Annotated in this window: 20 protein-coding genes; 8 read left to right on the top strand and 12 right to left on the bottom strand. The window is 54.3% G+C overall.

Annotated features, from left to right (window positions below):
* Positions 1 to 10: 10 nt before the first annotated feature.
* The 4 genes from B2R48_RS16235 to B2R48_RS16220 form a co-directional block, all read right to left on the bottom strand.
* Positions 11 to 1,771, bottom strand: coding sequence for a tetratricopeptide repeat-containing sulfotransferase family protein (locus B2R48_RS16235; protein WP_297002543.1), 1,761 nt, complete (start codon positions 1,769 to 1,771; stop codon positions 11 to 13).
* A 32-nt stretch (positions 1,772 to 1,803) separates the two neighbouring features.
* Positions 1,804 to 3,519: a tetratricopeptide repeat-containing sulfotransferase family protein gene (locus B2R48_RS16230; protein WP_297002540.1), complete on the bottom strand. Its 1,716-nt coding sequence runs from the start codon at positions 3,517 to 3,519 to the stop codon at positions 1,804 to 1,806.
* Positions 3,520 to 3,882: 363 nt separating this feature from the next.
* Positions 3,883 to 4,788 (bottom strand): DMT family transporter, encoded by a 906-nt coding sequence (locus B2R48_RS16225; protein ID WP_297002640.1) that lies wholly within the window; start codon positions 4,786 to 4,788, stop codon positions 3,883 to 3,885.
* Between the two features lie 142 nt (positions 4,789 to 4,930).
* Positions 4,931 to 5,710, bottom strand: coding sequence for a helix-turn-helix domain-containing protein (locus tag B2R48_RS16220; protein WP_297002535.1), 780 nt, complete (start codon positions 5,708 to 5,710; stop codon positions 4,931 to 4,933).
* A gap of 269 nt (positions 5,711 to 5,979) precedes the next feature.
* Here B2R48_RS16220 and B2R48_RS16215 point away from each other — a divergent pair, with 269 nt between their 5' ends.
* Positions 5,980 to 7,050: an EAL domain-containing protein gene (locus B2R48_RS16215; RefSeq protein WP_297002533.1), complete on the top strand. Its 1,071-nt coding sequence runs from the start codon at positions 5,980 to 5,982 to the stop codon at positions 7,048 to 7,050.
* 16 nt (positions 7,051 to 7,066) lie between these two features.
* Here B2R48_RS16215 and B2R48_RS16210 read toward each other — a convergent pair whose 3' ends face one another.
* On the bottom strand, positions 7,067 to 7,693 hold the full coding sequence (locus B2R48_RS16210; RefSeq protein WP_297002530.1) for a TetR/AcrR family transcriptional regulator: 627 nt from the start codon (positions 7,691 to 7,693) through the stop codon (positions 7,067 to 7,069).
* 162 nt (positions 7,694 to 7,855) lie between these two features.
* Here B2R48_RS16210 and B2R48_RS16205 point away from each other — a divergent pair, with 162 nt between their 5' ends.
* The gene (locus B2R48_RS16205) at positions 7,856 to 8,695 is read left to right on the top strand and encodes an NAD(P)H-binding protein (RefSeq protein WP_297002527.1); all 840 of its coding nucleotides are present in this window, start codon (positions 7,856 to 7,858) and stop codon (positions 8,693 to 8,695) included.
* Between the two features lie 97 nt (positions 8,696 to 8,792).
* On the opposite strand, the gene B2R48_RS16200 is transcribed toward B2R48_RS16205, so the two are convergent.
* The 7 genes from B2R48_RS16200 to B2R48_RS16170 all read right to left on the bottom strand — a co-directional run bounded on the left by B2R48_RS16200 (position 8,793) and on the right by B2R48_RS16170 (position 15,237).
* On the bottom strand, positions 8,793 to 9,509 hold the full coding sequence (locus B2R48_RS16200; protein ID WP_297002524.1) for a GntR family transcriptional regulator: 717 nt from the start codon (positions 9,507 to 9,509) through the stop codon (positions 8,793 to 8,795).
* A gap of 54 nt (positions 9,510 to 9,563) precedes the next feature.
* Positions 9,564 to 10,844 carry a TRAP transporter large permease gene (locus tag B2R48_RS16195; protein WP_084272172.1) on the bottom strand — a complete coding sequence of 427 codons (1,281 nt, stop codon included), beginning with the start codon at positions 10,842 to 10,844 and terminating at the stop codon, positions 9,564 to 9,566.
* Entirely contained in the window at positions 10,844 to 11,296 is a 453-nt protein-coding gene (locus B2R48_RS16190; RefSeq protein ID WP_232310748.1) for a TRAP transporter small permease, read from the bottom strand. Before B2R48_RS16190 ends, B2R48_RS16195 begins: the two co-directional genes overlap by 1 nt.
* Before the next feature lie 87 nt (positions 11,297 to 11,383).
* Positions 11,384 to 12,364 carry a C4-dicarboxylate TRAP transporter substrate-binding protein gene (locus B2R48_RS16185; protein WP_062957856.1) on the bottom strand — a complete coding sequence of 327 codons (981 nt, stop codon included), beginning with the start codon at positions 12,362 to 12,364 and terminating at the stop codon, positions 11,384 to 11,386.
* Positions 12,365 to 12,686: 322 nt separating this feature from the next.
* A complete protein-coding gene (locus B2R48_RS16180) occupies positions 12,687 to 13,598 on the bottom strand; it encodes a helix-turn-helix domain-containing protein (RefSeq protein WP_297002515.1) in 912 nt (303 codons plus the stop codon).
* A gap of 123 nt (positions 13,599 to 13,721) precedes the next feature.
* Positions 13,722 to 14,912, bottom strand: a complete 1,191-nt coding sequence (locus B2R48_RS16175) for an NADH:flavin oxidoreductase/NADH oxidase family protein (RefSeq protein ID WP_297002513.1) — start codon at positions 14,910 to 14,912, stop codon at positions 13,722 to 13,724.
* Between the two features lie 52 nt (positions 14,913 to 14,964).
* The gene (locus B2R48_RS16170; RefSeq protein ID WP_297002510.1) at positions 14,965 to 15,237 is read right to left on the bottom strand and encodes a hypothetical protein; all 273 of its coding nucleotides are present in this window, start codon (positions 15,235 to 15,237) and stop codon (positions 14,965 to 14,967) included.
* 127 nt (positions 15,238 to 15,364) lie between these two features.
* Here B2R48_RS16170 and B2R48_RS16165 point away from each other — a divergent pair, with 127 nt between their 5' ends.
* The 6 genes from B2R48_RS16165 (at position 15,365) to B2R48_RS16140 (ending at position 21,769) form a co-directional block, all read left to right on the top strand.
* Positions 15,365 to 16,264 carry a LysR substrate-binding domain-containing protein gene (locus B2R48_RS16165; RefSeq protein WP_297002507.1) on the top strand — a complete coding sequence of 300 codons (900 nt, stop codon included), beginning with the start codon at positions 15,365 to 15,367 and terminating at the stop codon, positions 16,262 to 16,264.
* Positions 16,265 to 16,594: 330 nt separating this feature from the next.
* Complete coding sequence (locus B2R48_RS16160) at positions 16,595 to 17,791, top strand: ABC transporter substrate-binding protein (RefSeq protein WP_062957851.1); 1,197 nt, start codon at positions 16,595 to 16,597, stop codon at positions 17,789 to 17,791.
* Positions 17,792 to 17,931: 140 nt separating this feature from the next.
* Positions 17,932 to 18,714: an ABC transporter ATP-binding protein gene (locus B2R48_RS16155; RefSeq protein ID WP_062957850.1), complete on the top strand. Its 783-nt coding sequence runs from the start codon at positions 17,932 to 17,934 to the stop codon at positions 18,712 to 18,714.
* Entirely contained in the window at positions 18,711 to 19,418 is a 708-nt protein-coding gene (locus B2R48_RS16150) for an ABC transporter ATP-binding protein (protein WP_008890664.1), read from the top strand. Before B2R48_RS16155 ends, B2R48_RS16150 begins: the two co-directional genes overlap by 4 nt.
* Positions 19,419 to 19,430: 12 nt before the next feature.
* Positions 19,431 to 20,441 carry a branched-chain amino acid ABC transporter permease gene (locus B2R48_RS16145; RefSeq protein ID WP_062957849.1) on the top strand — a complete coding sequence of 337 codons (1,011 nt, stop codon included), beginning with the start codon at positions 19,431 to 19,433 and terminating at the stop codon, positions 20,439 to 20,441.
* Positions 20,438 to 21,769 (top strand): branched-chain amino acid ABC transporter permease, encoded by a 1,332-nt coding sequence (locus B2R48_RS16140; protein WP_297002503.1) that lies wholly within the window; start codon positions 20,438 to 20,440, stop codon positions 21,767 to 21,769. The genes B2R48_RS16145 and B2R48_RS16140 overlap by 4 nt, the downstream gene beginning before the upstream one ends.
* Positions 21,770 to 21,804 lie beyond the last annotated feature (35 nt).

Below are 21,804 nucleotides of genomic sequence, written 5' to 3'. Positions count from 1 at the left end.
CCCGCAAGGTCTACGCGGCAACAACACGTCGCGATGATTTTACAGCGGCCTGCCATTGACGAATCTCCGCATCGTCCGCCAGTGCCGCCAGTGGGCCGATAAACGGCTCAAAGCGCTGCCATTTCTGCACCGAGTCCTGGTTGATCGGACGGCGTACCTGAATCATGCTGGCAGTCGCGGCGGCTTTGTCGCTTCGATAGAACTCAAGGCATCCGGGATGCCAGTCCAGCCCGCAATGCGCCAGATAATCCCGGGCCACGGCTTCCGGATCAGACACCAGATCTTCGTAAGAAAGGTCATACATCTGACCACGATCATCGGCTTCGAAACTGGCCTTCATCAACGCGACATAGCCGCGATAATACTCGGCCAATTCACCAAGATCGTCGGAGTAGCGCATCGGAACCGAGAACGGCGTTGTATAAATCGAAAGACAAGTCGCAAGCGGGTGACGATGGGTGTGAATGATCGGTGCATCGGGGAAAACGCGCCGGATCATCTCAATCCGCATGAAATTGGCTGGTGTCTTGTTGGTGACAAAGCGTTTTTCGGGCGCGTAGGCCTTTAACGCGTCAAGGTATTGCTTGCGAATTCTGGCTGCAGCCTTGCGATCAATGCCTGCCAACTGCTCTGAAATCGGACCAACTCCGACCACGTCAATCACCGCCTTGGCAAAATCGCCGACCTCGCCTGCAGCATACACGTCGGGATGTGCACCAAGAATACGTTCGGTCAATGTCGTTCCGGACCGCGGCATGCCGACAACAAAGATCGCCTGTGGCCCATCTTCCTCCGCTGCCACAGCAGGATCCCAAACCGGCGTTTCCCCCGCCATATCACGCAAACGCGCAAGCTCTTTACGCTCATGTACTATGTCAAAGGGGCGCTCTGCGCGGTTTGCAGCATGTCCTCGCTTATAGAAATCAAAGGCCTGTTTCATATTTCCTTTGGCCTCTTCGATCCTGCCGCGCGCAAAGGCCGCCTTGTAGCGTTCCGCGTTCGCAAGGTCTTGCTTGTCGAGCATGGCATCAAGATAACCGACTGCGCCGTCTGGCATGGATTTGGGGCGCATAAAGGAGATGATCAGGTAAGGTTGCGCACTATAGAGTGGATTGGCTGAAATGATAGCGAGACATGTGGACACAGCCTTGCTCGCCTCATTGGCCGCAGCATACGACGTAGCCAGCATCATCTGCACAGCCAGATTATCCGGATATCGTGCGACAAACTTTTCAAGCACATCAAATGCTTGGGCGTGCTGTTCCTGATGAAAATGGATCCGTGCCAGCAGAAGTTGTGCATCATCATATTGTGCTGATTGCGCAGGAATCAGCCCAAGCGCATCAATTGCCTCCGCAAGCCGCGGTGCGACGCATACTCCAGGACTTTTGCTGAGCTCGTCCTGAAATATGGCATCCGCCAGCATATAGGCCAGAATGCCGTTCCCGGGCTCTGTCCCCAGACGCTTTCTTATTGCCGTTTCCAAGGCCGCAAAGTCATTTGACTGGTAGGCATACTGGCGAAAATTTTGCGCAACCGGCGCGAAGAAACGGTCTTTCACGGGCAGCGCATGAAACAGCCTCTTTAACCGCCGACCCGCGTTTGCAAGCGAACCTGCCTGCAACTCACTGACGGCCGTCATGATCTCGATATCGGTTCTTTTGGGGTGCAGGCGCAAAATCCGGGCACCAATTTTGGCAGCTTGGTTAAATTGCCCGGCCGACATTGCCCGTTTCATTTCCGAGGCAATATCAGGTTTTATCGCGACCATCTGTCCTCGACATTACAGTGCCACTGCGTCTATCAAGACGCGCGCATTTTCTGAACCGCGCCATGATCGTCATCCAGCATCATAAGTGGGCCGATATAGGGTTCGAAGCGGCGCCACTTGGCAACAGAATCGCTATTTAGCGGCCTTCTGACCTGCAACATGCTTGCGGTTCGCGATACCTTTTCCGACCGATAGAATTCAAGACAACTTGAATCCCAGTTGATACCGCAATGGGTGAACAGGGCCCGCCCGACGGTCTCCGGCTCGGCGACCAACGTTTCGTATTCCAGTTCAAACACGGTGTTATGCTTATCCGTGTCGACAAATTTGGTCATCAATTCTTCAGCAGCCCGATAATAGGCTGCAAGATCATCAAGGTTATCAGCGTAGCGCATGGAATTGACAAACGGCGTCGTATAGATCGATACGCAAGTCGCGACAGGATTCCGACGCATATAGACAATCGGAGCCGTCGGGAAAATCATCCGGATCAAGCCAACACGCGTGAGATTGCCCAAATTTTTGTCAATTACAAACCGCGCATCCGGGGCGTAACCGCGAAGTGCTGCAAGATACCGCCGCCGAATTTCATGAATTTCGGCTTTGCCCAACTTCGCCATCTGGTCGGCAACGTCCTTAACGCCCGTTACCTCCCAGACGATATGTGCAAAATCACCAATTTCCCCGGCGCCGTGAACATCGGAATGGGCCCCAAGAATGCTTTCCGCCAATGTGGAGGCAGAACGCGGCATGCCAACAATAAATATCGGGGTCGGCGCTTCGTCTTTATGCATGGAACGTGGTTCGCCATGCTGAACCGTTTGGTCCAGAAGCGCCCGAATACGTTCGAATGATGTGAGATCTTTATTGATGTCATACGGCGCAATCGCCGCACTGATTGCATGTCCCGTCTGATAGCGCGAAAACGCGGTTTTCATGTCGTTACGACTTTCCGCCATTGCACCCAATGCAAACGCGGCCTGAAAACGATCAATAACCGGGTTCCGCGTATCAGCCAAATAGGCCTCAAGAACCTGTTCGCTGTTTTCGGGTAACGCTAGCGGGGAAAGATAACAAAGCACGAGATAGGGCCGTGGACCGATATCGGTGTAATCATCGATGAGAGAAAGCGCACATTTTTTTGCAGCCTCTACTTCACCGGAAATGGCAAGTGCCGAAAGCTGGAACAGCCGCAAAGCCCGGTCGTCAGGATTGGCCGCGACCAATTCGGTCAACAATGAAAAGGCCTTGTCGGTCACTTCGCAATGGACATACAGACGCGCCAGAACTTCCTTTGCCTCACGTGCACGCGGGTAATCTGCTGGAAGTTTTTCAAGCAATTCAATCGCGTGAAAGATGTCTTTCGAATAAAGGCGCGCCATCCCCTGCCGATTCAGACGCTCCAGAACCAAATTGGCAATCGCTTCCGAGTAGATCGGATGCGCATTCTGCTTTTGGCGTTTGCTTTCAAGCACCTGAACAACGGCGGAAAAGTCACCCGTAATACGGGCATACTCGTGCAGGTTTTGCAGAATGGGCGCAAAATACTGATCGCTGGGCGATACATCGGCAATTAACCGTTTGAGACGCGCACCAGCGCGCGAGAACCGCTTTGCATGAATTTCCGCAACAGATGTCATGACGGACAAAAGGGTGTTACGCGAATGCGTTTTCAGCAGCCGAGCGCCAACATCCGCAGCAGATGCGAATTCGCCAGCCGACATGGCCTTTTTCACTTCGGCTGTCACATCAGCATTCCCGTTTGCCACAAATGCCCCCAATTACGCCCGTTAAACGACTAGCAACCACCTGATAAACCATGACTATAAGTCATTAATACCGCGTCGCACAACACTCAATACAGCTATTTGCCTCACATTTTAGAGAGCAGTGCCCAACTTAAGCCCGATAACTGTATTCTTCCAAAGGCCAGAATGGAACCTAAACGAATACAAGTCACCTAAAAGTGAATGCAATTAATGTTGCGTCGGCAAACAAATTCATGCTTGGGGAACGCCAGCCGAAAAAGCCAAACAATTGAATGGGCTAATATAAGTCGCACGACCGGGAAGCTTGTGAATAGGACGATCTGGTTTGCGCGTGCCAGAGCGTCACTTTACGGAGACGCGGGTGTTTTTTCGGGGCAATCGGATGTTTAACGAAGCAAGACCCGCACCGCCAACGATCAGCAAGCATCCCGCAATGGTTGCAGGCGTCGCGAGCGCTTTGCCAAAGGCAATCAACAAACACGTACTGAGCAACGGTGCCCCATAGGCCGCAACACCAAGAACCTGAATGTCACCGTGCTTGGTGCCATGGTCCCAAACAAAGAAGGCGGCACCAACCGGCCCCAGCCCAAGCCCCAGAATAGCCAACCACTGCGTTGCATCCGGCTGCACCCATGCTTCGAGAATAATATGCGTTCCAAACCCCAGAAGCGATGCACCGGCACAAAATCCGCAGACAGCCCCAACTGGCACATTCCGATAACGCCGGTTCAACACGGAATATCCCGACCACAGCAGTGAACAGATGATCGCAGCACCATATCCAGCCGCAAATGCCGGATCGAACGACACGCCTTGCCCCTTGCCGATCAAAAGGACTGCCCCCGTCAAACCAAGAACAGCACCCCCGACATGCTGCCATTTCAAACGTTCACCGGGCAAAAACGCGGAAAACAAAACAATAAGGAGCGGCCAGAGATAGGCAATCAGACTGGCCTCAACCGCCGGCGCGTTGGCCAAGGCCACAAAATAGAAAAAGTGATAGCCAAACAGGCCCGCAACACCCAAAAGCCAAGCACCAAGTGGCTGACGCAGCGCGCCCACCACACTGCCCCCGCGCAGAGAAATCCAAGCGGCGCCAAACAGTGTCGCGATGGCAAAACACAGGCTGACCAGCTGAAATGGCGGGATGGATGCCAGTTCGGTTGTAAACAGCGCAAGCAGCGCCCAAAGAATAACGGCTATCGCCCCGATCAACGTCGCCTTGCGCTTGCCATTCACCACATTCATCGACATCGCCCCACATTGCTGCTTCTTGCACAGGGGAAGATGCCCGCTCAAAGCAGGCAGGTCTTTGCCCAAACTCCAGAAGTTCGCGGCAAGAACGGCGCAAAACCACAAAGATGATGAAAATGTTTCTTACAGAAACGCTTTAGTATGTGAGGCCGTGAGCGCTGCGCTTGGCAGCCCTTGGCGAACAGCCAAAGCGTCGTGAAAAGGCGCGGGAAAAAGCACTTTGATCGGAAAACCCGACCACACTCGCCAGGTCTGACATTGAAAGACTGACCTCTTGATCACGCAAAAGCGCCATTGCCATTTCAAGACGCTGCTCTGTCAGCCAGCGCATCGGGCTTGTCCCGACATACTTTTGGAATGCCTCAAACAGGCTGCTTTCCGATTGTGTTGCAACAGCTGCCAGATCAGCAATCGAAATGTCTTCACCCAGCCGGGCTTCGGCCCATGCCATCACGCGAAGGAGACGGGACGGCAATGCCTGCGCGGCGAATGCCCCCAGACCGCTTGCGCGCTGACTGCGCAACAACAGTGTTTTCAGACATTCCAGCCCGTCTGGACAGACATCCTCATTCGCAGCTGACAAATGGCCCAGCAAGCCGACCAGTCCCTGTTGATGACCGGTTCGAACTTCAAGATAGGTTGAGGCCCCGCCATGGCGATACCAAAGTGCCTCTAATCCGGCGCGGCGCGCCAAGTCCGTATTCACGTCAAGAACCAGAAAACGGTTCAGGCCCTCTGCCCGGTAGGCATGGGTCTTGCCCGCTTCAACAAAGGCCATCTGACGGCCAAAAACCTCACCACCCCGACCTTCGACCTCCATCTCAAGACGGCCAAGATCAGAAATGATGATCTGATGGAAATCGCTATGACTGTGGCTTTCCGCTTCGGCACGGTATTGCCGCATGCTGTAGTGCATCTGGTCCTCTATCGGGCAGTTTGTCGTCAAATATTACCAGTGCTGTTCGCAAGAACCAACGCTTTCGCGCACAGTGCCGGTTGAGCGGGAACAAAGGACCTTTGCGCATTAGACATTCAATAGAGCCAATGCGTTGATTGAATTAAGTTCTACGCTGGATTTTTTATCGTTTAAACCCATATGTTACGCTAGAGTCAGGAGCTGAAATTATTAGAGTAAAGCAAGCTGACAAAAGGCCTGCAGCACGACCGACACCCGGGGAGAATGATGTGACCTACTGTGAAAAATGTGATTCAGTTCCTGAAATCGCACCTGAAAACGGGACACTCTATCTCTGGCCACCTGTCGCACATACGACAGGCAAAATTCTAAAGGGTGCGAAGTCGATTGGTGTTGATGTGGAAAAGTCACCGTCAGCCACCACCCTGTCCATTCAATATAATCGTCCGGGACTAAGTGCGCTGATTGATGTCATCTCGCGCGACCTTCTGCCCGAAGAGCTATCTGACACCAAGGCCCTTATCATGCCTGGTACAGATCGCCCGGAAATTGATGACATCGCAGACATCACAAGCCTTGGCGCGATCCGTGCGGCAATCGGTGCCGAATGGCTGGGCGATCTGTTGCGCGACAATCGGCTGAATTCAGTGTTTCAGCCAATTTTTTCTGTTGGTGATCTCAAGAAACCTTATGCCCATGAATGCCTTGTGCGGGGTGAAAGCGTGTCAGGAGATGTCATCAATCCCGGCCAGCTTTTTGATGCGGCGCAGTCGGCGACACTGTTGTTCCAACTTGACCGGGCAGCGCGCGCAGCCAATGTCCGTAATGCGCACAAGGCCGGGATCACTGGCAATCTGTTCATCAACTTTACGCCAAGTTCGATCTACGATCCGGATTCCTGCCTGCGGTCCACCATCGAGGTGGTCGAGCAATGCAATCTGGACCGCAGCAACGTTGTTTTCGAAGTCATCGAAACCGAAAAGGTCCGCAGCACCGCACATCTGAGCGCCATTCTGGAAAGCTATCGTGCGTCGGGGTTCCGGGTTGCCCTTGATGATGTTGGTTCGGGTTATTCCACCCTGAACCTTTTGCCTGAACTGCGCCCGGACATCATCAAGATCGACCGAGAACTGGTTGACCATGTTGATCGTGACCATTTCAAGCAGGCAATTGTCAGCAAACTGATTGCCCTGGCCAAGCAACTCGATATCGAAGTCGTTGCCGAAGGCATTGAACGCACCGAAGAACTTGAATTCCTGCGCAGTCATGAAGTCGACTATGTGCAGGGCTTTTTGTTGGGGCGCCCTGGCCCGTCGCCGTTCACCGTGACGGCAGATTAAGCACGCAGATCGCGCCCTAGATGCGGCTCATATCGGAAAGTTCCCGCCCGACCATCCGCTTGTAAGTTGCGACGATTTCGCGCCCCTCGGCGCGCGGTACGGAAATGGCAAGGCGCATTGTGGCTTCGCCGCAATACATGATTAACAGGCACCGCGCGGCGATTGTTTTAAAATCACCATCATTGCCACGCACCCGCAAGATCGCCTTGGCCAATTGCTCTGCATTTGTCCGGCTCACTTCCATTTCCATGTCGCGCAGCGTCTTGTCGGCTTGCGTTCCGGTCCAGATATCGCAAATCACCGGCTCGGCCAGAAACAGTTCGTAATAGGTGTCGATCAGCTTATCAAAAGCTGCGAGCAAACCTTCGGCCGAACTCACTTCTGCCAGTGCCTCTTCGATACAGTGCAGGGATTCCTCGTTATAGCGATCAGCAAGCGCATGAATGATCGCCGCCTTGTCCGGGAAGTACTGATACAGCGATCCGATAGAGACTCCGGCCTTTTCCGCCAGTTCTCCCATCCTGATTGCATCACTGCCGTGGGTCGAAATCAGATCACAAGCCGCATTGAGTATGTTGTTGACCCGTTCACGACTTCTTTTTTGTGTCGGCGCACGGCGCATCTTTTTCACGTTATCAGTCAATCGCTTAGATCCTTTTTTCTTATGACGCCCAAACACATCTGCACGGGTTTAGCACACTTTTGAAGGCTTAGAACACTTGACGATCAAAATATGAGGATTTATCACATTTGGCAAATGTGAGGATTACTCACATTTCGAAAACCTCTATCAGGAGCTATTTTGATGTCAAGCAATCCCCGTTTTCTTGTCCTGGGCGCGACGGCAAAAACCGGCCGCCGTGTTGCGGATAAGCTGAATTCTCTCGGTCATGATGTTCGTGCGGTTTCGCGCAGTACGACGCTGGCCTTTGACTGGACCAACCCGCAAACCTGGGATGATGTTTTGCGTGACCGCGACGCTGTATATGTCACCTTCCAGCCTGATCTCGCAGTGCCGGGTTCTGACGAAATCATTGCAAACTTCGCCAAGTGTGCCCTGCTTCATGGGGTGAAACGCATCGTAATGCTGTCGGGTCGCGGTGAAGATGCCGCCCATCAGGCCGAACATGCCCTGCATCTTTCGGGCGCTGATGTCACTGTGTTGCGGGCCAACTGGTTTTTCCAGAACTTCAACGAAGACCTGTTCTTGCCCTATATCCAGCAAGGCACACTGGCCCTTCCCGCCGGAGACATCCCCGAGCCGTTCATCGACGCCAACGACATTGCCGAGTGCGCGGTTGCCTGCCTGCTTGATGACCGTCATATCGGCAAGACATATGAACTGTCTGGACCGACTGCGGTGACGTTTGCCGAAGCCACCAAGATGATTTCCGACGTTACCAATCATCCGGTCACTTTCGTGCCGATCAGCATTGAAGAACTCGATGCTGCCCTTGCCGCAGACGGCTTGCCCGATGACTTCCGGGGATTGATCCGCTATCTGTTTTCCGAAGTCCTTGATGGCCGCAACAGTCAGCCGACCAACGATGTACACGAGATCTTGGGACGCCAACCCAACAGCCTGCGCAACTTCGTTGAAGAAGTCGCCGGAACGGGTATCTGGGACGTCGCCAAACGCGCCTGACCCAAAATGCAAACGGCGCGTCGATTTGGTTACGACGCGCCGTTTACCTGTGCTTTGTCCCGGTTTTCGGTTGCCCGGTGCCACCGCACGGAGTTGATTACGAGAACAGGGTTTTGTTTTCCCCAATGATCTGTGGCAGGCGTTCCATGGTCCCTGAAAGGTGCTGTCGCATTTCGGCACTTGCAGCATTACCGTCGCCTGACTGAATGGCATCAATAATTGCCTTGTGCCCTTCAAGAACAGAAATCATCTTGCCGGCACGTGGTAAATCAAGGGTCCGCACACGGGCCAGATGACCACTGCGCGCGGTGATCTGCAAATGCAGGTTTGACTGGCTCACGCCGTTAAACAAGGCTGCATGAAACGTTTCATCAAGCTGCTTGAAAAGGTCAATCTGCTCGATATCTCCAACCAGTGCTTCCTGCATCTTAACAATGCCCTTGGCCTTGACCACGGCCGATGACTCTTTGGCCTCAGCCAACTGACGGACCACTTCGCATTCTGCTGCAACACGCAGGAAATGCTCCTCGCGGATGCGGGCAACATCGATCTTGGTCACAACTGTGCGCGACTGTGGATAGGAAACAACCAGCCCGTCCTGTTCAAGACGCATGATGGCTTCACGCACCGGAGACTGGCTGACATTGAAACTTTCAGCCAATTCAGCACGGACAAGCGTCGTTTCCGGCAGAAGCGAAAGCGAGATAATCCGGTTGCGGACTTCTTCATATACCAATGCCGAGGCCGGAACATGGGCGTTTGTTTTCAAATTGCCATCATGCACCGCAAGCAGCCCACCTGTTGTGGTATTCATTTTTTGTGTCTCCCTGGCATTTGCGCATATGCCCCTATTCGTCTGAAACTGTCATTACATCAGTGTATTGGGCAACAACAATGTCAAACTTGGCACGGCTGCCATCAGAACAAAGAACAGCACCATCGCCACAAAGAACGGAATGGATGCCCGAGTATACGAGCCGGTCTTGACACCCAAAATCCCGCAGACGGTAAACATGATCACACCGACGGGCGGTGTGAGTCCGCCAAAGTTGATCAGGGTCACAATCAAAATGCCCATATGCACCGGGTCATAACCGGCACTTACCAAAACCGGCATGACAATCGGAGTCACAAGCAGGATGTTTGCCGCCCCTTCAAGGAACATGCCGCTAACGACCAGGACACCAACCACAAGCATCAGGATGGCCGTTCTGTTTTCGGTAAGCGTGGTGACAAATTCAGTAATCTGTTGCGGGGCACGTTCAATTGTCATGGCATAGCCAAGCACGGCCGCCATGATGATCAGCAACATCACCATGCCGAGATCAGAAATCGAACCAAAAATGGCTTCCTTGAGCCGGGCAAAGTTCAGTTCGCGATAGATGAACAAACCAACGCCCAGCGCATAGAACACCAAAAATGCCCCGGCCTCTGTCGCGGTAAAAATACCAAACCGGAACCCGATGATCAGAATGACCGGAAAAGCCAAAGCCCAGATGCTTTCAAAGAAGCTGGCCGTCAGATCCTTGAACTTGGGAAGTTCCGGCAGATCCGGCGTATAGCCGTTTTTACGCGCGACCAGCCAGGATGTAATCATCAGGACAATGGTCAGGAAAATACCGGGCAGAACCCCGGCCAAAAACAGGCGGCCGATGGAAACTTCGTTTACAAAGCCAAACAGGATCAAACCGATGCTGGGCGGGATGGTTGCCGTAATCACCGAACCAAAGGCCAGAACCGCCGCCGTATTGGCCTTGGAGTAACCCTTTTTGATCATGCTCGGTCCAAGCAGGCGCGCCTCCATCGAGGCATCGGCAACCGCCGACCCGGAAATCCCCCCCATCATGAAACTGAGCACGATGGAAACCTGTGCCAGACCACCGGCCATCCAGCCCGTCAGAAGACTTGCGAATTTGACAAGACGGTGGGTAATGCCCGTCACATTCATCAGGTTCCCGGCAAGGATAAAGAACGGCACAGCCAAAAGCGGGAAGCTTTGGGTCGCGGTGACCATTTTCTGGATCACAACGGTTGGCGGCATCGCACCGGTCATGACAAAGACCGGGATGGACGCAAGACCAAGTGCAAATGCGACTGGCAGCCCACAAACCAGAAACAGTGTAAACAGACCTGCAATCAGCAACAGCATCAGTTGCCCCCTCTGTTGCGGACGCGACGGATAAGTTGCGAAACCATGGTTCTAATCATCAAAAGAATGCCCACCACCATCGAGGCATGAATATAAGACGCATTGATTTGCGCTGCCCCGACAAGACGCGGATGCATCAGGATCATGTTTGTCCATGCGTAATTCAGCAGAAAGACAAGAAAGGCGATGATCACCAGAATATTGATGACCTCCAGCCAGTGGCTTGTTCGTTCCGGCAAGATTTCACGCAAAAACTGAAGACCGAAATGCCGGTCTTCCTGCATGGCAATGTCTGCCGCCAGCATACAAAGCCAGGCAAAGATCAGTTGTGCCATTTCCACTGACCAGATGATCGGCGATCCCATGGCGCGCGCGACAGAGGCCACCGCCACAAGGATGACCACGGCGACAAGCAACATGCCCCCACAGGCAAACTCAATCCGCTTGAGCATCAATTCAATTTCCATTGTGAAGTTTGAAGTGCGTTGCCAACCCTTAAGGCAACGCACTTTCGTAAGGCAGGGTGTCCGTACCGGGTCTTAGCGCCCGAGAACCTTGTTAACAATGGCGGCTTCTGCCTCGAGATCAAGCATCTCGTATACCGGTGCAACGGCTTCCTTGAACGGTGCCAGATCGACTTCGCTAACCGTAACACCACTTGCCGCAACGTCTTCAAGCGCCTTGTCACCAAGTTCAATGGTCAGGCCGGATGCATAGCGGCCATTTTCAACCGCAAGATCGCGCACGATTTTCTGGTTTTCCGGCGAGATATCGTCCCAGGCATCAGCGCCAACGACCAGCGCGGTTACCAACTGGATATGGCCGGTTTTGGTGACGTTTTCGATGACTTCATAAAGCTTGGCGTTCCAGATGGCAGTTGGCTGTGCCTCGGCGCCATCAATCGTGCCGAGCTGAAGCGCGCTATATACCTCACCCCAGGCAATCGGGGTCGGTTCAGCACCCATCGCACGGATGGTTTCAATCCAGACCGGCGCACCGATGGTACGCATGCGCACACCCGAAAGGTCCGCCGGACCAGAAATCGGCTTTTGCGTCAGGGCATGGCGTGCACCCTGATACCAGTTCGAGGCAATCATCACGAGACCGGATTTTTCGCGAAGCTCCTCGCCCCAGGCGATGTATTCATCCGAAAGCGCAAATTTATCGGCCTGCTCATAGGTATCGAACAGGAACGGTGCAGACATAATCGCCAGTGACGGTACAAAACTCGACAAACGGGCCACATCCGTGACCGTCCCGACAGCCGCACCCGCACGGGCCTGGTCAATCATTTCAGTGGTGTCACCAAGCTGGGAATTGTGGAAAACCTCGATCTCCACATCGCCGTTGGTCGCCTTTTCGACTTCTGCCTTGAACTTTTCAAGGCCCTGTCCCATCGGATCATGCGGTGCCAAAACCGTCCCGATGCGAAGAGTTGTCGCCGCCGCTGCCGGCATTGCTGCCGCCACCGCACCTGCAAGCACGGCACACAGTCCGAGTGATTTCATTGTGATCTTCATTTTGGATGTCCTCCCGATGAATTGGCTTTTGCCAAACTGATATTTTAGTTGCTTTAAAATTCTAGATATCCCGCACTCTTCTTGTCAACGGATTTCTCAAGCTTGTTAAATTGTGTATTTACAATAACTTATGATGAATTAATCGCGCCTGACACAATTGCCTGTCATCAACTTCCACATGATTTTGAACAGATGAATGCTCCCGGGCATGCCAAAAACACGGCCGAACGGAACCACAAACAGATGGATCCGGGCATGCGAAAACAGTCCGCTCAACACAGTTGATCGGACTGAAAACAGCGCCAGCAGATAATGGAAATAACTAGCGGGAGATGGCGCGATATTTCGCCGGTGTCAGCCCGGTAAAGCGGCTAAACCGGGTGGTGAGGTGCGCCTGACTTGAAAAGCCCGTCGCAAGCGCGATTTCCGCGACCGGCGCGTTGCCGTCGCGCAGCATATGCATTGCGCGTTCAATTCGCCGACGCAGAACAAACTTGTGCGGTGCCTCGCCCACGGTTTTGCGAAACATCCGCGCAAAGTGATAGGACGACAAGTCAGCGATTTCTGCCAGTTCCTCAATGGTCAATGCGTGATCAAGGTTGGCATCGATAAAATCAAGCACACTACGTTTGATCGCAGGCGAAAGCCCACCCCGAACCTTAAAGCCAAGATCACGGCGGGTGGAATAACTGTGCAGCATATGGCCCAGCAAAAGTTGTCCGGCATTGGACATTGCCATCCGGTCAGCCGGCACATTCCAGTCAAGGGGCAGCATCGCATGCCGCACGGTTTGCTCAATCAATGGATCAAGGAAAAAGGTCTTTTCCGGGACTTCCACGGCATTGGGTTCGACATCAAAGGCTTCGACCACTGCGCGTTCCCAAGAAGCATGCGGTATATAAAGGTGAAACAGCTCCACCTCGCCGTGAACAACCCAGTCCGATGTCAGATGGGCCGGCATCAGGCAACAACGGCCAGGCCCGCCGCCCGTCAGCGGATCGGCACCGATTTTGCGCTGAATCCCCGTTCCACCATTCACATAAAGGCTGATGGTGTGATGATCAGGATCCGTGTAGCGGGTCAGGACATCCGCCTTGCGACGCCAATGGGCTGCCGAAATGCTGTCGCCGAAATCGCCCGCACGCAGCAGGTTTGCATCCCCAATCAGTTGATTGAAGACTTCAAACTTCTGGTAACGCCCGTTGGGCTGAAAGGCGGTGCCGGACTCTTCCATAACCTGTTCCTGACATTGAAGCCGTTATCATCGCATTGCCGTGACCTTTTGCAAAGCAAGGCGAATGCAATGCTGCCCTGTTTTGCGCAAGAATGTGAAAACCGTTGAAAAATTGACAGCCACCTAACCAGTGAAATGACGCAGCCAAAGCTTTGTCCTTTCTGCATCCCGTGCTTCATAGGCAGCAAGGGCATCACAAGGGTTATCGAATGCCGGTCGTTGCGTTCCTTCTGCAAGGGCCGTCAGACGCATGGTGTACCATGCAGTAATGCCGCCTTCGGGGGCGTTCGTAAATCTGGGAAAGGCCGGGTCTTGTGCTGCGGATTGTCTCCAATGCATCGGCAATGACGGATCAAGAACCAGCGCACGGGCCAATCCAACAACATCAATTGCCCCGCTGGCAACGGCGGCCTCAGCCTGGGCACGGGTTTTGAAGCCGCCGGTCAACATCAATGGCCTGGATGTGACTTCGCGGGCCCGCTTGGCAAACCCCAGGAAATACGGCTCGGCACCACCCCCGTCAGAGGCCGACTTGGCACCGGGGAAATATGTCCCGCCGCTGATATCGATCAGATCAATACTGGTATTATCAAGTGCGGCAATGACGGCAAGTGCATCATCTTCGCACAAACCACCTTCAAGTTGGTCGGTGGCATTGAGCTTAATGGCGATCACAAAATCCGGTCCAACCGCGGCACGCACGGCATGCACCGTTTCAAGAAGCAAGCGCATGCGATTGGCAATTGATCCGCCATACTCATCACGTCGCTTATTGAATAACGGCGATAGAAACTGACTAAGCAGGAACCCGTGCGCCGCATGAATCTGCACACCGCCAAAGCCGGTTTCCCGGGCAAGCCTGGCGGTCTTTGCGAAACGGGCCGGAATTTCACGAATTTCGCCATCCGTCAGGGCCGCACAGGTCAGCCCCGGCAGATCAAGCGCACTTGGGCCCTTTGGCGTACTGGTCGGGGTATAGGCCAAGGCCCCGGCATGACCAAGCTGCAGCCAAAGACTGCTGTTATTGACAGTCCCTTGGCGCGCCAAAGCACGAAACCGTTCAAGGTCAGAATTATCATCAAGCACAAGATTTCCGGGCTTTTCGGCAAATCCCGGATGCCCCTGCACTTCGCCAATGATCGAAACAGCAACACCGCCGTCGGCCCAGCGACGATACAGATGCATCTGGCCAGCAGTCGGATGTCCGGTGCCATCCCCAAGGGAATCCGACATCGCCGATTTAGCAATCCGGTTTTCAAGGATGGCACCGCAGGGCAGCTCCAGCGGTCTGAACAACGGGTTTTCAATGGTCATTGCGCATTCCAGCTGGTTTGGTGCTTATGAACGGGTATCGCAGCAGGCACCATCAGTGCCCTTTGCCAGAGGGGGATGGCCAATTCAGAACCAGTCCCGACAAAACGTCACCCGTCTCTGAAAAGGTGCCAGATTGGCCGTGCTGGTATTCATGCAACTCTGCAGCCGTCAGATAAGACAAGTTTTGGGCAGCAGGTGTTCCGGCACTGGATGCAAAGGTGCCTGCCCGATGCGCTGCGCGTTCTTGCTGCCAGGCTTCAATCGCGACACGTAGATGACCCACAAGGCCAAGAGGGGCATGTTCGAAAGATGTGATGGCTTTCATGATGAGTTTCTCCAATCAATGTTTTTTGTAGATTGAGGAAGACTCATTGATTAATCAAACGAGAAGATTTAATCTTATCTATTAGCGAAACTCACAAATATGAATTTCTGAACCTGAAAGGCCGGTCATGAATTCCACGACAAGCGTTGTTCATAATCTTGACCTCGATCTTGCCCGCACCTTTGTAGCGATCTGCGAGACCGGGAATTTCTCGCGCGCGGCTGAAAAGGTTCACCGCAGTGCCTCGGCGATCAGTCTTCAGGTCAAAAAGCTTGAAACCATGATTGGGCGGGAATTGTTCAAACGCGAAACCCGCAAGGTCACCGTGACCGAGGATGGCGAGATTTTGCTGGGCTATGCACGCCGTTTGCTCAAACTCAATGACGAAGCGATGTCGCATTTCCATGCGCCGGAGTTTTCTGGCACCGTGCGGCTTGGCGTCCCCAATGACACGGGTGTGGTTGTCATTCCCGAAATTCTCAAACGGTTTGCGCAAACCCATCCGCATGTCGATATCGACGTCAATCTTGGTCCGACCCGCACCCTGCGAGAGCGCGTAGAAACCGGCGATCTTGATATTGCGGTCTTCAGCTATAATGCAGAACTTGATCACCAGCCGCCGATCCATGCCGAACCGCTGGTCTGGCTGGGGGCACGACATGGCAGTGCAATTGACAAACGGCCGCTGCCTGTGTCGATGGCGGAACCGGGTTGTTATTGGCGGACAGTGGCGCTCAAGGCGCTTGACGATGCAGGGGTGGATTACCGCATCGCCTATACCAGTGAATTCTGTCAGGCCCAGATTGCCGCCGTGCGCGCCGATCTGGCGATTGCGGCAGTGCCAATCAGCGTGATTTCAGATGATCTGGTGCATCTTGGCCCGGCACATGGCCTGCCCGAAATCGGTGAATACCGCATGACCCTTGCCAAACGCGACGGCCACGGGCCCGTTGAAGACGCGTTGGCTGAACATGTTGTTGCCGGATTCCGCAAGAGTTCCGAACGCGGCATGCGGGTCTTTGCCTGACTGTTCGCCAAGGCTTGCACAACCTTAGTCCACACACCTCCATGACGTATGATCCGCATCGTGAATCAGGATTCGGTTCATCTGGCCATTTGACAACAAAATCCAGTGAAAAACCGACTACCAAACGCTGAAAATATTTACCCGCAGAACAACCCCAGAAATGCACCTATCGCCCGCCCCGCAAGGGCTGAAGTCATTGGAATCTCGAACTTAACGGCAAGAATTAGGTGTAGAATTCAAAACCTGTAGTTAAGAAACTGGAAACGTGTAGCGTTTTCTGTATACTGCCCGACGAATATAAAGGCCCAATAAAACAGGGAAGGCTACACTATGGGAAAACTCTCTACCCTCCTCTTTTCGGCTGCACTTTCGACGGCTGTCGTCGCAGGCGCATCTGCACAGGAACAGGTAAAGATCGGCATGCTTCAAGGCTTCACCGGCCCGACGGAATCACTCGTCAAGCCGATGGCACTTGGCGGCGAATTGGCCATTCAGGAAGTCTCCGACAGCGGCCTTCTGCTTGGCGGTCGTGAAGTTGTTTCGGTACGCGGTGACAGTACCTGTATCGATGCAGCAGCAGCCACAGCCGCAGCTGATCGTCTTGTGACGTCTGATGGCGTTCATGGCATCAATGGCGCAACCTGCTCGGGTGCGACCACTGCCATCCTGAACAACGTTGTCCGTGCAAACGGCATCGTGATGATTTCTCCGTCGGCGACCTCGCCGGCGCTGACCGAAATCGAAGATGACGGCTACTTCTTCCGTACCGCTCCTTCTGATGCGCGTCAGGGCCAGATCATTGCTGAGATCCTTGACCGTCGCGGCATCGGCTCCGCAGCACTGACCTACACCAACAACGACTATGGTAAAGGTCTTGCTGACGCCATCCAGGCAGCTTACGAAGCAAAAGGCGGTAAAATCACCGCTGTTGCCGCACATGAAGACGGCAAAGCCGACTATTCTGCTGAAATCGGTACCCTTGCATCTGCAGGTGGTGAAGTTCTGATCGTTGCTGGTTACCTTGACCAGGGCGGCAAGGGCATCATCCAGGCATCGCTTGATACCGGTGCGTTCGAAACCTTCGTTCTTCCGGACGGCATGGTTGGTGAAGCACTGACCGATAACTTCGGCGATGCACTTGACGGTTCGATCGGCACCAACCCGGGCACCGACAGCCCGGGCGCATCGATGCTGGCAGAACTCGCTTCGGGTAAAGGCTTCAAGGGCGACGACCCGTATGTCCCCGAAGCTTATGACGCATCTGCACTGCTGCTTCTTGCCATGCAGTCCGCAGGTTCGACCGACAGCGCGGTCTACAAAGACCACATCATGAAAGTTGCCAATGCACCGGGTGAGAAAATCTATCCGGGTGAACTGGCCAAAGCGCTTCAGATTCTGGCTGATGGTGGCGAAATCGACTATGTCGGTGGCACCGCGCTTGAGCTGATCGCACCGGGCGAGTCCGCTGGTAGCTTCCGTGAAACGGAAATCAAAGACGGCAAGTGGGAAACGGAGATGTACCACTAAGCCGATCATTCTTTGATCGCTAACGACGCTGGAACTGTCAGGGACTTCGGTCTCTGGCAGTTCCTCTATTACCGGGCCCTATGCGCCGCTTGGCGAAAGGATGCCCGGGACTGATTGAATGACAGGGTCAAAAACTCCCCATGATACGGGTCGAAAACATCGCCAAGAATTTCGGCGGCATTCAGGCGGTCGATGGCGTATCGCTGTCGATCGAAAAGGGCTCCATAACCGGCCTGATCGGGCCGAACGGGGCCGGAAAAACCACGCTTTTCAATATTATTGCGGGCGTCTTCCCGCCGTCTTCGGGGAAAATTTTCCTTGATGGCGAAGACGTTACCGAACTGGAACCCCATGAACTGTTCCACAAGGGCCTGCTGCGTACCTTCCAGATTGCGCACGAATTCTCGACGCTGAGTGTGCTGGACAATCTGATGGTGGTTCCGGGCGAGCAGCCCGGCGAACAACTCCGTCACAGCTGGTTCAACTATTCTCGCGTCAAGGAAGTCGAGGCACAGAACTACGAGCGTGCGCTCGAAGTCATCGATTTCCTTGAAATTGACCACATCAAGCATGAGTTGGCAGGCAACCTTTCCGGCGGTCAGAAAAAACTGCTGGAACTGGGCCGCACCATGATGGTCGAGCCGAAGATCGTCTTCCTTGATGAAGTTGGTGCCGGTGTGAACCGCACGCTGCTTAACACCATTGCGACCTCGATCAAGCGCCTGAATGAAGAGCGCGGCTATACCTTCTGCCTGATTGAGCACGATATGGACTTCATTGCACGCCTGTGTGACCCCGTCATCGTCATGGCCGAAGGCAAGCTCCTTACCCAGGGCACGATTGAAGAGGTCAAAAACAACGAGGAGGTCATCGAGGCCTATCTCGGGACAGGTCGCAAGCATGAACGGAAGGTACCGTCATGAGTTTCTTAAGCGCAACCGGTATGACCGGCGGCTATGGCGGGTCCGATATTCTGCATGACTGTACGATCACTGTCGAAAAAGGCGAGATCGCAGTCGTGGTCGGTCCGAACGGTGCGGGCAAGTCAACGGCCATGAAGGCGGTGTTCGGCATGCTGAACCTGCGTGAAGGGTCTGTCGTTCTTGACGGCAAGGACATCACCAATCTTGCCCCGCAGGAACGTGTGCCCGAGGGCATGGGTTTTGTTCCGCAGAACCGCAACGTCTTTGTGTCGATGACGGTGGAAGAAAACCTCGATATGGGGGCCTTCATCCGCAAAGACGACAAGATCGAGGAAACCAAACAACAGATTTTCGATCTGTTCCCGATCCTTGGCGAAAAACGCAATCAGCCAGCCGGCGAGCTTTCCGGTGGTCAGCGCCAGCAGGTCGCTGTGGGGCGTGCACTGATGACCCAGCCAAAGCTTCTCATGCTTGATGAGCCAACCGCTGGTGTCTCGCCAATCGTGATGGATGAACTGTTTGACAAGATCGTGGAGGTCGCCAGAACCGGCGTTGCCATCCTGATGGTCGAACAGAATGCCCGTCAGGCACTGGAAATCGCCGATCACGGTTTTGTCCTCGTACAGGGACGCAACCGGTTCACCGATACGGGCGAAGCCCTTCTCGCCAACGAAGAAGTCCGCCGGTCCTTCCTGGGCGGGTAAATGGGGTATTGAATGGAAATCCTTAACGCACTTGCGCTGTTTGCCAATTTCGTGGTCGTTCCCGCGACTGCCTATGGCGCGCAGCTCGCCCTTGGGGCGCTTGGCGTCACACTCATTTTCGGCATCCTGCGGTTTGCGAATTTCGCACATGGCGAGTTGATGTCGTTTGGCACCATGATCACCATCCTGGTCACCTGGTTCCTGCAGAATATGGGCGTCTCTATTGCCCCCTTCCCGACCGCCCTTTTGGCCTTGCCGATTGGTGTATTGGCCGCAATCAGTATGGCGCTTGTCACGGACCGGATGGTATTCCGGTTCTATCGGAAGCAACGCTCCAACCCGATTGTGTTTGCTATCGTGTCTGTTGGCGTCATGTTCCTGATTGCAGGCATCATCCGTATCGTCATCGGCCCGGCCGATCAGAGCTTTGCAGATGGCCAGCGTTTCATCATCGGCGCATTTGACAGCCGCCGGGCCCTTGGCCTTGATGAAGGCATTGCGATCAAGCAAAGCCAGGTAATCACCGTTGTTGTGACCGCCATTGTCGTTGCATGGCTGTTCTGGTTCTTGCAGAAAACCCGTTCGGGCAAGGCCATGCGTGCTTATTCCGATGATGAGGATCTGGCACTGCTTTCGGGCATCAACCCGGAACGCGTGGTGACGATCTGCTGGGTCATTGCAGCGGCACTGGCAGCGATTGCTGGCACGCTTTACGGCCTTGATAAGACCTACAAGCCGTTCATCTTCTTGCAGATCCTGCTGCCGATCTTTGCGGCCACCATTCTGGGCGGCATTGGTCAACCGGTTGGCGCGATCCTTGGCGCGTTCATTGTTGCCTTCTCCGAGGTGACCGTGACCTATGCCTTCAAGAAGTTTCTCGCCTATCTTGGCCCCACGGACTGGGCGCCAGAAGGCCTCGTGCAACTGCTGTCTACTGACTATAAGTTCGCGGTCTCCTTCATCATTCTGGTCGCGGTTCTTCTGATCCGACCAACCGGTATTATTCGTGGGAAAGTGATATGACGAAGAGAGTTGCGCTCCTATATGGCCTGATGTGCCTTGTGTTGATCGCGATCGGCTTTCTTCAAAGCTGGAACGTCGCCTTTGGCATTTTCAATCTTTGTGTGATCTCTGCGGTAATGGCGCTCGGCGTCAACATGCAGTGGGGCTATGCCGGCCTGTTCAATGTCGGTGTCATGGGCTTTACCGCCCTTGGTGGCCTGACTGCTGTTCTGGTTTCGATGCCCCCTGTGGGCGACGCCTGGGCCGCTGCGGGCGGGGATATTGCCCTGTCCTTGCTTAGCCTTGCGGGAACCATCGTTGCGGTCATTTACGCCCGCCGCGTTGTGCCGCCCGTCTTGAAGCTTCCGGTCACGCTTGTTCTTCTGCTGGCGGGCTACTTCCTTATTGGTGTGTTCTTTGGTCCGGCAACCGATGCGATTGAAAGCATCGACCCGGCGCTGAGCGGTTATCTTGGTGGTGCGGGACTTCCGGTCCTTGTCGCCTGGCCGCTTGCCGGTCTGGTGGCAGCAGGTGCAGGCTGGCTGATCGGGCGGATCGCGCTTGGTCTGCGGGCGGATTACCTGGCGATTGCCACCCTTGGCATTTCCGAGATCATCATTGCGATCATCAAGTACGAAGAATGGCTGTCACGTGGCGTCAAGAACGTCACCGGCATTCCGCGTCCGGTGCCCTATGAGGTCAACCTGGTTGAAAGCGAATGGTTCATCAATCTGGCGAACTTCTTCGGGGCGAGCGAGATTTCCGATGCTGCCAGCCTGTTTGTTAAGCTGTGCTATGCGGTGCTGTTTGTCATCGTGCTGGCAATCATCATGTGGTTTGCCGAACGCGCATTGAAGTCGCCATGGGGCCGCATGATGCGCGCCATCCGTGACAACCGTGATGCGGCTGCTGCAATGGGCAAGGACGTCAAACGTCGCCATCTGCAGACCTTTGTTCTGGGCTGTGCCGTTTGCGGGATTGCCGGTGCGATGCTGACCACCCTTGACGGTCAGTTGACGCCAACCAGCTATATTCCGCTGCGCTACACCTTCCTGATCTGGGTGATGGTGATCCTCGGTGGTTCGGGCAACAACTGGGGCTCGATCCTGGGCGGCTTCATCATCTGGTTCCTGTGGGTCGAAGCAGAGCCGTTTGGCAACTGGTTCATGTCCACCGTGACCGCACCGCTTGGTGAAGAGTCGGAACTTGCCCAGCATCTGGTCGCTGGTGCCGCCTATATGCGTTACCTGATGATGGGGGCGATCCTGTTGACCGTGATGCGGTTTGCGCCAAAGGGGCTGATCCCCGAGGCCACCAACCGATCAACGGCAATGACACGGTCTTCCTAAACAGACACTTCAAATCGAACGGGGCGGATACCTTG

It is taken from the genome of Thalassospira sp. UBA848 (assembly GCF_002295455.1).
In the GTDB taxonomy this organism is placed as follows: domain Bacteria; phylum Pseudomonadota; class Alphaproteobacteria; order Rhodospirillales; family Thalassospiraceae; genus Thalassospira.
The sequence above is the reverse complement of the archived record's forward strand: the minus strand, read 5'-3'. Positions and strand labels throughout refer to the sequence as shown.